General features: G+C 63.7%; 10 protein-coding genes. 2 read left to right on the forward strand and 8 right to left on the reverse strand.

The genetic code is table 11. From position 1 onward, the window contains the following. Nucleotides 1-87 precede the first annotated feature (87 nt). Both recJ and N7650_RS03345 read right to left on the reverse strand, forming a co-directional pair. Nucleotides 88-1797, reverse strand: a complete 1710-nt coding sequence (recJ, locus tag N7650_RS03340; RefSeq protein ID WP_279897109.1) for a single-stranded-DNA-specific exonuclease RecJ — start codon at nucleotides 1795-1797, stop codon at nucleotides 88-90. Nucleotides 1798-1808: 11 nt separating this feature from the next. Further along, entirely contained in the window at nucleotides 1809-2351 is a 543-nt protein-coding gene (locus N7650_RS03345) for a YaeQ family protein (RefSeq protein ID WP_279897110.1), read from the reverse strand. 152 nt (nucleotides 2352-2503) lie between these two features. Between N7650_RS03345 and N7650_RS03350 the strand changes: the two genes are divergently transcribed. Both N7650_RS03350 and N7650_RS03355 read left to right on the forward strand, forming a co-directional pair. After that, nucleotides 2504-3703, forward strand: coding sequence for a CaiB/BaiF CoA-transferase family protein (locus tag N7650_RS03350; RefSeq protein ID WP_279897111.1), 1200 nt, complete (start codon nucleotides 2504-2506; stop codon nucleotides 3701-3703). 38 nt (nucleotides 3704-3741) lie between these two features. Then, nucleotides 3742-4575 carry a TIGR02285 family protein gene (locus N7650_RS03355; RefSeq protein ID WP_347815649.1) on the forward strand — a complete coding sequence of 278 codons (834 nt, stop codon included), beginning with the start codon at nucleotides 3742-3744 and terminating at the stop codon, nucleotides 4573-4575. Nucleotides 4576-4729: 154 nt separating this feature from the next. Here N7650_RS03355 and N7650_RS03360 read toward each other — a convergent pair whose 3' ends face one another. The 6 genes from N7650_RS03360 to xerD all read right to left on the reverse strand — a co-directional run bounded on the left by N7650_RS03360 (nucleotide 4730) and on the right by xerD (nucleotide 11509). Beyond that, nucleotides 4730-5014, reverse strand: coding sequence for a DUF3509 domain-containing protein (locus N7650_RS03360; protein ID WP_279897131.1), 285 nt, complete (start codon nucleotides 5012-5014; stop codon nucleotides 4730-4732). Nucleotides 5015-5186: 172 nt separating this feature from the next. Continuing rightward, nucleotides 5187-6407, reverse strand: coding sequence for an EAL domain-containing response regulator (locus N7650_RS03365; protein WP_279897113.1), 1221 nt, complete (start codon nucleotides 6405-6407; stop codon nucleotides 5187-5189). Between the two features lie 482 nt (nucleotides 6408-6889). Beyond that, the gene (gene thrC / locus N7650_RS03370; RefSeq protein ID WP_009403601.1) at nucleotides 6890-8299 is read right to left on the reverse strand and encodes a threonine synthase; all 1410 of its coding nucleotides are present in this window, start codon (nucleotides 8297-8299) and stop codon (nucleotides 6890-6892) included. 49 nt (nucleotides 8300-8348) lie between these two features. After that, nucleotides 8349-9653, reverse strand: a complete 1305-nt coding sequence (locus N7650_RS03375) for a homoserine dehydrogenase (RefSeq protein WP_009403600.1) — start codon at nucleotides 9651-9653, stop codon at nucleotides 8349-8351. A gap of 86 nt (nucleotides 9654-9739) precedes the next feature. Further along, nucleotides 9740-10471 (reverse strand): bifunctional protein-disulfide isomerase/oxidoreductase DsbC, encoded by a 732-nt coding sequence (gene dsbC / locus N7650_RS03380; RefSeq protein ID WP_279897114.1) that lies wholly within the window; start codon nucleotides 10469-10471, stop codon nucleotides 9740-9742. Nucleotides 10472-10612: 141 nt separating this feature from the next. Beyond that, entirely contained in the window at nucleotides 10613-11509 is an 897-nt protein-coding gene (gene xerD / locus N7650_RS03385) for a site-specific tyrosine recombinase XerD (RefSeq protein WP_009403596.1), read from the reverse strand. Between the last annotated feature and the right edge of the window lie 75 nt (nucleotides 11510-11584).

An 11584-nucleotide genomic window follows, 5' to 3' on the forward strand; every position in this document is an offset into this window, starting at 1 on the left:
CGAATGGTGGACCGAACCGAGCGCTCGTTTTTCCCTTTGGCTCAGTGCCGGTCCTACAAAGCCTAGACCAGTTTCCTACCCCCAGATTCAGCGCGGTTCCATATGCGCGATCATCAGTTGCACCGTTTCCTGACCGCGGAACTCGTTTACATCGAGCTTGTAGGCCAGTTCGACCCAGCGCACCGTGGGGTTCGGCCAGACGTCGCGGTCGATGCCGAAAGCGATGCCGTCGAGCTTCAGCGCGCCGCATTCGCTCTTGAGCACCACCTTGAGGTGGCGTTCGCCGACAACGCGCTGCTCCACCAACTGGAACACCCCATGGAACAGTGGCTCGGGGAAGTGCTGGCCCCAGGGCCCGGCGTGGCGCAGGGCGCGGGCCAGTTCGAGATGGAATTCCTCGACCGCCAGGGTGCCGTCTGACAGCAGGCGACCGGTCAGGTCTTCCTCGCGCAATTGCCGGCGCACTTCTTCGTCGAAGGCCTCGGCGAAGGCCGGGAAGTTGTCGGCGGGCAAGGACAGCCCGGCCGCCATGGCGTGGCCGCCGAACTTGCTGATCAGTTGCGGATGACGTGCCGCCACCGCATCCAGGGCATCGCGGATATGAAAACCCGGCACCGAACGGGCCGAGCCCTTGAGCATGCCTTCGCCCGCGTCGGCGAAGGCGATGGTCGGACGGTGATAGCGCTCTTTCAGGCGCGAGGCGAGGATGCCGATCACACCCTGGTGCCAGTCGGCCTCGAACAGGCACAGGCCGAACGGCATCGACTCCAGCGGCAGGTCCTTGAGCTGGGCCAGCGCCTCGCGCTGCATGCCCTGTTCGATGGACTTGCGGTCCTGGTTGAGTTCGTCCAGCTGCACCGCCATGTCCCGGGCCAGGGCCTCGTCATCGCAGAGCAGGCATTCGATGCCCAGGCTCATGTCGTCGAGACGGCCAGCGGCGTTCAAGCGAGGGCCGAGGATGAAACCGAGATCGGTAGAGGTGATGCGCCGGTGATCGCGGCGGGCAACTTCGAGGATCGCCTTGAGCCCCGGACGGGCGCGGCCGGCACGGATGCGTTCCAGGCCCTGGTGCACCAGGATGCGGTTGTTGGCATCCAGCGGCACCACGTCGGCGACGCTGCCCAGGGCGACCAGGTCGAGCAGTTCGCCGAGGTTCGGCTGCGGCTTGTTGTCGTAATGCCCCAGGCCACGCAAACGCGTGCGCAAGGCCATCAGCACGTAGAAGATCACCCCGACCCCGGCCAGCGACTTGCTCGGGAATCCGCAGCCTGGCTGGTTGGGGTTGACGATGGCATCGGCCAGCGGCAACTCGTGGCCCGGCAGGTGGTGGTCGGTGACCAGTACCTTTAGCCCCGCAGCCTTCGCTGCCGCCACGCCCTCGACGCTGGAGATGCCGTTGTCCACGGTGATCAACAGCTCGGGTGTGCGCTGCAGGGCCACGGCGACGATTTCCGGGGTCAGGCCGTAACCGTATTCGAAGCGGTTGGGCACCAGGTAATCGACATGGGCCGCGCCCATCAGGCGCAAACCGAGCACGCCGACACTGCTGGCGGTGGCGCCGTCGGCGTCGAAATCGCCGACGATTAGGATGCGCTGGCGCCTGGCCAGGGCCTCCACCAGCAAATCCACCGCCGCGTCGATGCCCTTGAGCAGGCTGAAGGGCAACAGCCGCGCCAGGCTTTTGTCCAGCTCTTCGGCGCTCTGTACGCCGCGCGCGGCGTACAGGCGGGTCAGCAGCGGCGGCAGGTCGCCAAGGAAAGGTAGGGTCGGGGGCAGCGAGCGGGGTTCGATACGCATGGACTGATGGCTCAACCGCGCTCGCCCAGCAACCACTCCAGCTGCACTTCGTGCTGCCCGCGGTCGTCGGTGACGAAGACGGTGCCTTCGCTGATCATCACGTCCCACTTGATCGCACGCGGCATGTCGGTGGCCAGGGTTTCCAGGACGTCCTGGGGCACGGCGGCGATATTCAGGTTCTTCAGGTTCTTCACCGCATCCACCACCTTGTTCTGCCACACGCGCAGGCTGCCGTAGGCCAGCAGGCTGGTGCGCTCGGTGCGGCGCGAGCACCAGGTCAGGCGCTCGGCGTCCGGCTGGCCGACCTCGATCCAGTGCAGGATGCGGTCATCCAGGCTCTTTTCCCACAATGCAGCTTCATCGACATCCGACAGACCGCGACCGAACGACAGGTTCTCGTTGTACCAGAGCGCGTAGGCCAGCAGGCGTACGGCCATGCGTTCCTCGGTTTCCGAAGGATGGCGGGCGATGGTCTGCTTGACACTCTCGTAGACGCCTCGGTCAAGGTCCGTGAGGTTCAGTTCGAATTTGTAGGTGGTGGACGGCTGGGCCATGGGGACGGGCTTCTGGTAACGGGGAAAGTCGAGCAGTCTAACCGATGCGGCGGCAATCGACGAAGCGCGGCCACGATCCTGCGCTGCAACAGTATCTGCGCCTGTCGCCCTGTGATAAAAACGAGCGCACCGTTCATTGCCCCGGATGCCTTATGTCGCTGCCCAGCAAACCCCTCGCCGGTCTGAAAGTCGTCGAACTCGGAACCTTGATCGCCGGCCCCTTCGCCTCGCGCATCTGCGCCGAATTCGGTGCCCAGGTCATCAAGGTCGAGTCGCCGGACGGCGGCGATCCGCTGCGCAAGTGGCGCAAGCTGTACGAGGGGACCTCGCTGTGGTGGTTCGTCCAGGCCCGCAACAAGCAATCGCTGACCCTCAACCTCAAGCATCCCGAAGGCATTGCGATCCTCAAGCGCCTGCTCGCCGACGCCGACATCCTGATCGAGAACTTCCGCCCCGGCGTGCTGGAAAAGCTCGGCCTGGGCTGGGACGTGCTCAAAGCGCTGAACCCCGGGCTGGTGATGGTCCGCCTGTCCGGTTTCGGCCAGACCGGGCCGATGAAGGACCAGCCGGGCTTCGGTGCAGTAGGCGAATCCATGGGCGGGCTGCGCTATATCACCGGGTTCGAGGACCGGCCGCCGGTACGCACCGGGATTTCCATCGGTGACTCCATCGCCGCCCTGTGGGGTGTGATCGGCGCCCTGATGGCCCTGCGACATCGCGAGGTCAACGGGGGCGAAGGCCAGGTAGTGGACGTGGCACTGTACGAAGCCATCTTCGCCATGATGGAAAGCATGGTCCCGGAGTTCGATGTGTTTGGCTTCATCCGCGAGCGTACCGGCAACATCATGCCTGGCATCACACCGTCGTCCATCCATACCAGCGCCGACGGCAAGCACGTGCAGATCGGCGCCAACGGCGACGCCATCTTCAAGCGCTTCATGCTTGCCATTGGCCGCGCCGACCTGGCCGAGGATCCAACGCTGGCCAGCAACGATGGGCGCGATGCCCGGCGCGACGAGCTGTACGGGGTAATCGACCGCTGGGCCAACAGCGTGCCGCTGGAACAGTTGATGCGCACCCTCAACGACGCGGAAGTGCCCGCCAGCCGCATCTATAGCGCCGAAGACATGTTCAGCGACCCGCAGTACCTCGCTCGCGAAATGTTCCTGCAGGCGAAGCTGCCTGACGGCAAGCCCTTCAGGATGCCAGGCATCGTGCCCAAGTTGTCCGATACACCGGGCTCCAGCGAATGGGTGGGACCGACGCTCGGCGAGCACACCGACCAGCTGCTCGCCGGCCTGGGCTACGATCCGGCGGCCATCGGCGCGCTGCGCAAGCAGGGTGCCATCTGAAAGCGCTGCTACGCAGTACCGGCCTCGGCTTGCTGCTCGTGGCATTGCTGGGAATTTCCGGTGTGATCGAAGCCAGGGAGCGCCTGACCTGGCTGTTGCGCGACCTGCCGCCCTTGACCATCTTCGAAGGTTCGCAAAAGGGCCAGGGCGCGGTGGATCAACTGCTCGCCCGGTTGATCGAGCAAATGCCCGAATACGACCACAGCATCCTGCGGGTCAACCGGGCTCGCGCCATGCAGATGCTCGCCGAGCCCAGCTTCACCTGCGACCCGACCCTGCTGTGGACCCCGGAGCGGGCGAAATTCATTTATTTCTCGGTGCCGAGCATGGGTACCCTGAGCAACGGCCTGATCGTGCGCAAGCAGGATGCGGCGATGGTCGAGCCGTTCCTGGTGGACGGCAAGGTCGATCTGCAGCGCCTGCTGGCCAGCGGCTCGTCGCGCCTGGGCATGGTCGCCGAACGTAGCTACAGCCCGCCGGTGGACATGCTGCTCAAGGCCGCTCCGCCCGACACCCTGACCGCGCATTACGGCAACGACGCGATGCGCAGCCTGCTGCAGATGCAGCATCTGGGGCGCCTGAAGTGGTTGCTGGGGTATTGGACGGAAGTACGCTACCTCAGTGTCGAGTCGGACCAGCCGCTGGACGACCTGGCCTTCTATCCGATCCAGGGCATGGCCCAGTACCAGTTCATCCATGTTGGCTGCTCGGATACCCCGCAAGGACGCGAGGCCGTCAGCCATATCGACCGCTTGTTGCTGGAGATGCGCGAACAACGCCTGCCACCGCTGTACGCCGCATGGCTCGACGAACAGACCCGCAAGGCCTACCTGGAGGACGCGCGGCATTTCTTCGTCGAAGACCATCCGTAGCAGCAAAAAAGAAACCCCGAACGGTGGGGAGCCCGATCGGGGTTAAACGCTGGCCCTTGGATGGCCTTGCGTAGAGGCGGTGCGCAGGCATCGGAGCAAAATGCCAGTTCGCCACCTGTATAACGTCTGAGTGTCGTCTGCGCCAAAGGTTCCCTTACAGGCTGGCCGACAACTCGCGCCCCTGCCGGGCATGCTGCCAAGCGGCGATCACGCAGGGCTGCAAGCGCCCTTCGGCGATGCGCAGGTCACGCTGCAGGCCGTCTACCAGGTCCACCAGCAGGCGCTGGTCCTGCAACTGGCCGGCAGGTGTGGTGCGCTGCAAAATCTGAAAACCGTTCTCGTCACGCAACGACAGCGTGAAATTGCCCGTCCCCAGGGGCTCCAGGATGACCTGATAAGGTGCCAATGCTTCATTGAGCAACAAGCTGACAGATTCCATCTTGTTCACTTATTCACCTCGTTAGAACCAAGTGGTCTTTGACTGACCCCGCCAATCTCGAAAAAGTTCGACACCACGGGCTTTCACCAGGGGATTCACGGGAGCATGCCCGGCAAAGATGACAGCTTGAACATGTCCTCCCTTGCAGCAATATCAAAAAGCCATCAACGATTCAAGCCACGCCTTGCTGGCCATTGGTCGAAGGCTCGCGGGCATCGATCCATTGGAGCAATTCGCCGCCAGACATCGGCCAGGCGATGAAACCGCCCTGCAGGCAGGAACCGCCAAGCCCCTGTGCGGCGTGCCAGTCGGCCAGGGTGTCGACATCCTCCACCACCACGTCCAGTGCGCTGCGCCGGGCCAGGATCAAGGCCGAGGCCACCACGGCTGCCTTCTTGCCATCCTCGGCCATGCCACGGACGAACTCCCCGGGAAGCTTCACCTCGCTGAGCGGCAGGTCGAACAGTTGCCGGAGGTTGGCGGCACCACGGCCGAAGCCGTCCAGGCACAATTTGCAGCCGAGCTGGCGCAGGTCCGCCAGGCGTTGCAAGTGCACCGCATCGAGATCGGCGCAGTGGGATTCGCCGAGTTCGAGGGTCAAGGCACTGGCCGGCAGTCGATGCTGCAGCAGCATGGCGCGCAAGCGTTCGGCGAACGTATCGTCGAGCAGGCTCGGCGTAGGCAGGTTCACCGCCACCGGCATCGGGCGCCGGTCTTCCAGGCGGATCGCCGCGCTGAGTGCCACGGCCTTTTCCAGCACATGCCAGGTCAGCATTTCCAGCAGCCCGGCGCCCTGCAGCGCGACGAAGAACTGGCCCGGGGTGAGCGAGCCCAGGGTCGGATGCTGCCAGCGTACCGAGGCTTCGACACCCAACAGGATGCCCTCTTTGTCGACCTTGGGTTGGTAGCGGACTTTCCACTGCCCCCGGGCATGGGCCAGTTGTTCCGGGGAAAGCCGGGTCATCTCGAGGATGTGTGCCGTGGCTTCAAACGCGGGCAGTTCGCCGATGCGTTCAAGATAATCATTGAGCAAGCGATGCAGCAGCGCCCCGCTGGCTGGTTTCTGCACACAGCCGAGCAGGCGCAGGCCGAGTTGAGGGGCAAGTTCGGCGATGTTGTCGAGCAGCGCCGGCTCGGCGTCGCTGAGCACGATCACTGCCGCAGCCAGTCGGTGTTGCGCCAGGTAGCGGATCAGCGCCAGGCCGTCCGGGCCGTCCATGTACAGGTCGCAGATCGCCACGTCTACCGGACCACGGCGCTCCAGCATCTGCATGGCCGCCGCAACCGACTCGGCGACAAGCACATCGAACACGCCATTGGCATTGAGCATCTGGTGCAGGGCCATGAGCTGAAAGGGATGGTCTTCGAGGATCAGGACCTTGAGCGAGTGCATTGGGCAGGCCTCCGTGATGGCACGAAGCTGCGACTCTAGGGAAAGTGTGCGAGGCGACCTATAGGAAAAATCCGAAAGAACGGTGAATATTTCCGACTGGGGATCTGACGATAGATCAGGAAATGGCTGCCTTGTGCGCTTGGCCTCATCGCTGGCAAGCCAGCGCTCATAGAACAAGACATAACTCTTTGATTTGCAAGGACCCTGTGGGAGCGGGTTTACCCGCGATTACGTAGGTGAATTCACCATAGCAATCGCGGGTAAACCCGCTCCCACAGGGTACGCGTCGTGCCTTGGAACTGTTCTCTGTACGACAGCGCAGCCCGAAAGGCTGGGCGGACTCCCACAGGTCCGGTGCATGCCGCACCTTGTGTGGCTGGCTTGTCGGACCGCTGCACCGCAGCGATGAGGCCAGCGATTTGCCGGCACTCACGCATTAAAAAGCCCGTCACTGAGGACGGGCTTTCTTCACCGCGTACCGCTTACAGCGGCTTGCCACGATTGCCGTGCTGACTTACGAACGCCTGGACCTTGCCCAGGTCATTGGCCAGTACGGTGCACTTTTCCTCCCGCGAGAACAGGTCTGCCAGGTGCGCTGGCAGTTCCAGTGCCTTGCCGACACCGGCCTTTTCCACCGCTTCCGGGAATTTGACCGGATGCGCGGTGCCGAGCACCACCATTGGGGTGTCCAGGCTGCGGCGGCATTCGCGGGCGGCCTTGACGCCAATGGCGGTGTGCGGGTCCAGCACTTCGCCAGTCTGGGCGAAGACTTCGGCGATGGTTTCGCAGGTCTGTGCGTCGTCCACCGCCAGGGAGTCGAACAGCTTGCGCGCTTCGGTCCAGCGATCCTGCTCGACGCTGAAGCCGCCACCCTGCTTGAAGCTGGCCATCAGTTCGGCGATCGCCGCGCCGTTGCGGCCGTGCAGGTCGAACAGCAGGCGCTCGAAGTTCGAGGAAACCATGATGTCCATGGACGGCGACAGGGTCGCGTGCAGGGTTTCCTTGACGTACTGGTTGCCGCTCATGAAGCGGTGCAGGATGTCGTTGCGGTTGGTGGCGACGATCAGTTGGCTGATCGGCAGGCCCATGTTGCGCGCCAGGTAGCCGGCGAAGATGTCGCCGAAGTTGCCGGTCGGCACCGAAAACGCCACGGAACGGGCCGGGCCGCCGAGCTGCAGGGCCGCGTGGAAGTAGTAGACGATCTGGGCCATGATCCGCGCCCAGTTGATCGAGTTGACCGCCACCAGGCGAGTGCCCTTGAGGAAGCCCTGGTCGGCGAAGCTGGCCTTGACCATTTCCTGGCAGTCGTCGAAGTTGCCTTCGATGGCGATGTTATGGATGTTCTCGCCCATGATGGTGGTCATCTGGCGGCGCTGCACTTCCGACACACGCTGGTGCGGGTGGAGGATGAAGATGTCGACGTTGTCGCAGCGACGGCAGCCTTCGATGGCCGCAGAACCGGTGTCGCCGCTGGTGGCACCGATGATCACCACGCGCTCGCCGCGCTTGGCCAGGACGTGGTCCAGCAGGCGGCCGAGCAGTTGCAGGGCGAAGTCCTTGAACGCCAGGGTCGGGCCGTGGAACAGCTCGAGCACCCACTCGTTGCTGTTCAACTGGCGCAGCGGTGCCACTGCGGCGTGGGCGAACTCGCCGTAGGTTTCTTCGAGGATCTTCTTGAAATCGGCATCGGCGATGCTGCCGGTAACGAACGGACGCATCACCCGGAACGCCAGCTCGTGGTACGGCAGGCCGGCCCAGGAAGCGATCTCTTCCTGGGTGAAGCGCGGAAGGTTTTCCGGAACGTAGAGGCCACCGTCACTGGCGAGGCCCGCCAGCAGGACGTCTTCGAAATTCAGGGCAGGAGCCTGGCCACGGGTACTGATATAGCGCATTTGGGCAAACCTATGATTCAAGCGGCGGGCCTCGGCCCGCCGCAGACGATTAATTGAGCTGTTCGACGCGGATCCGCACGACCTTGCCGACCACATCCTGCAGGGCTTCCAGGGCGACGATGGCATCGTTCATGCGCTGTTCCTGCACCTCGTGGGTAAGCAGGATCATCGGTACCAGGCCGTCCTGTTCCTCGACGTCCTTCTGCATGATCGATTCGATGTTGATGCCACGCTCGGAGAGGATGCTCGCTACCTGCGCCAGTACGCCCGGGTGGTCCTTGGCCTGGATGCGCAGGTAGTACGCGGTCTGGCAGGCTTCGATCGGCAGGATCGGGTGGGCGGACAGCGAGTCCGGCTGGAAGGCCAGGTGCGGTACGCGGTTTTCCGGGTCGGAGGTCATGGCGCGAACCACGTCCACCAGGTCGGCGACCACCGAGGAAGCGGTTGGCTCCATGCCGGCGCCGGCACCGTAGAACAGGGTCGAACCCGCGGCGTCGCCGTTGACCATCACTGCATTCATCACGCCGTTGACGTTGGCGATCAGGCGGTCGGCCGGGATCAGGGTCGGATGCACCCGCAGTTCGATGCCGGCCGCGGTGCTGCGTGCAACGCCGAGGTGCTTGATGCGGTAGCCCAGGGCTTCGGCGTAGTTCACGTCGGCGGTGGTCAGCTGGGTGATGCCTTCGGTGTAGGCCTTGTCGAACTGCAGCGGGATGCCGAAGGCGATGGACGCGAGGATGGTCAGCTTGTGCGCGGCATCGATGCCTTCGACGTCGAAGGTCGGGTCGGCTTCGGCGTAACCCAGGGCCTGGGCTTCGGCCAGCACGTCAGGGAAGGTACGGCCCTTCTCGCGCATCTCGGTAAGGATGAAGTTGCCGGTGCCGTTGATGATGCCGGCAACCCAGTTGATGCGGTTGGCCGACAGGCCTTCGCGGATCGCCTTTATCACCGGGATGCCGCCGGCCACGGCCGCCTCGAAGGCGACGATGACGCCCTTCTCGCGGGCGCGGGCGAAGATTTCGTTGCCGTGCACCGCGATCAACGCCTTGTTCGCGGTGACCACGTGCTTGCCATTGTCGATGGCCTTGAGCACCAGGTCGCGGGCCACGGTGTAGCCGCCAATCAGTTCAATGACGATATCGATATCAGGGTTGCTCGCTACCTCGAACACGTCAGCGGTAATGGGGGTACCGGTAATCTGGCAGTTCGGGTTGGGCGAACGCATGGCAATCTGTGCCACTTCGATTCCACGCCCGGCGCGGCGGGCGATTTCCTCGGCGTTACGCTTAAGTACATTGAAGGTTCCGCCACCGACGGTCCCCAACCCACAGATGCCTACTTTGACCGGTTTCACTGTGAACTCCCCATTGAACGGCCAGCCCCTCGGCCAGCCGTGAAAAAAGCCGTCTCCCCATGAAGACGGCCCACTGATTGATTACATTACTTGCCGCCGGCCAGGGCCAGCGCGGCCACTTGCTTGGCCGGCTGGTAGCCCGGGATCACCTGGCCATCCTCGAGGACGATGGCCGGGGTGCCGTTGACACCGATCGACTGGCCCATGGCGAACTGCTTGCTCACCGGGTTCTCGCACTTGGCGGCCTTGATTTCCTTGCCGCCGATCATCTTGTCGAGGGCCGAGTTGCGGTCCTTGGAACACCAGACCGCCTGCAGCTGTTCATCACCCGGCGAGCCGAGGCCCTGGCGCGGGAAGGCGACATAGCGCACTTCGACACCGAGCCTGTTCAGTTCGGCGACTTCTTCGTGCAGCTTGTGGCAATACGGGCAGGTGGTGTCGGTAAAGACGGTGATATGCGACTTGGCCTGGCCCTTGGCCGGATAGACCACCATGTCAGAGGTCGGGATGGTGTTGATGGTCTTGGCGATGCCGGCACGCTCGGACTTCTCGGTGAGGTTCACCGGCTGGCCGTCCTTCACCTCGTACAGGTTGCCCTGCACCACATACTGGCCGTCAGCACTGGCATACAGGACGCGACCGCCCTGCAGCTTGACTTCGTACAGGCCGTTGAACGGGCTCTTTTCGATGCTCTCCACCGGGATGTCGGAAGCCAGCGACTTCAGCGTTTCGCGAATCGCCTTGTCGGCCTCGTCGGCCACGGCGAACGAGGTGACCAGCGCCAGGGCGGCGGCCGCGAGGGTCTGGATCAAGCGCATGAGGGGAAAACTCCTTGCATAGGACCGGAATAGGGACGCCCGTGCTGAAAACGCGGGGATTTCGCCGGCCCAGGACGTGAACATTGGAAGACTACCACATTCACTGCCCTGTACACGGGCCGTCGAGAAGCCGAATAGCGGCTAGCCCCGTGGATGATGACGGGCATGCAGCTCCTGCAGGCGGGCCTTGGCGACATGGGTATAGATCTGGGTGGTGGAGAGATCGCTATGGCCGAGGAGCATCTGCACCACCCTCAGGTCGGCGCCGTGGTTGAGCAGGTGAGTGGCAAAGGCGTGGCGCAGGGTGTGCGGCGACAGCGTCTTGCCGATACCGGCGACTTTCGCGTGGTGCTTGATACGGTGCCAGAAGGTCTGGCGAGTCATCTGCTCGCCCCGCTGGCTGGGAAACAGCACATCACTGGGCTGCCCCTTGAGCAGGTCGGCCCGCCCATCGCGCAGGTAGCGCTCGATCCACAGCACCGCCTCCTCGCCCATGGGTACCAGGCGCTCCTTGCTGCCCTTGCCCATCACCCGCAGCACGCCCTGGCGCAGGTTGATCTGGTCGAGGGTCAGGCTGACCAGTTCGGTTACCCGCAGGCCACAGGCATACAGCACCTCGAGCATGGCGCGGTCGCGCTGGCCGATGGCTTCGCTGAGATCCGGGGCCCGCAACAGGGCTTCCACATCCGCTTCGGACAGGGACTTGGGCAATGGTCGCCCCAACTGCGGCATGTCCACCTGCAGGGTCGGATCGACCTCTATCAGCTTTTCCCGCAGCAGATAACGATAGAAACCACGCGCACCGGAGAGGAAACGCGCCGTGGAACGGGGCTTGTACCCCTGGTCCAGGCGCCATGCCAGGTGATCGAGGATCAGCTCGCGGCCCGCGTCTGGCAGGGCGATGCCCTTGTCCTGCAACCAGCCGTTGAACAGGGCGAGGTCGCTGCGATAGGAGGCACGGGTGTTGTCTGAAAGGCCTTTCTCGAGCCACAAGGCATCGAGGAACTGGTCGATCAGGGGATGGTCGATGGCGGGCATGACAACTCGGAAAACACAGGATGAAAACGCTGAAAGACCGCTAGTCTTCCATAACCATGCCGGCATAGGGAAATC

The sequence above is a fragment of the Pseudomonas sp. GD04058 genome, from assembly GCF_029836855.1.
GTDB lineage: Bacteria > Pseudomonadota > Gammaproteobacteria > Pseudomonadales > Pseudomonadaceae > Aquipseudomonas > Aquipseudomonas bharatica.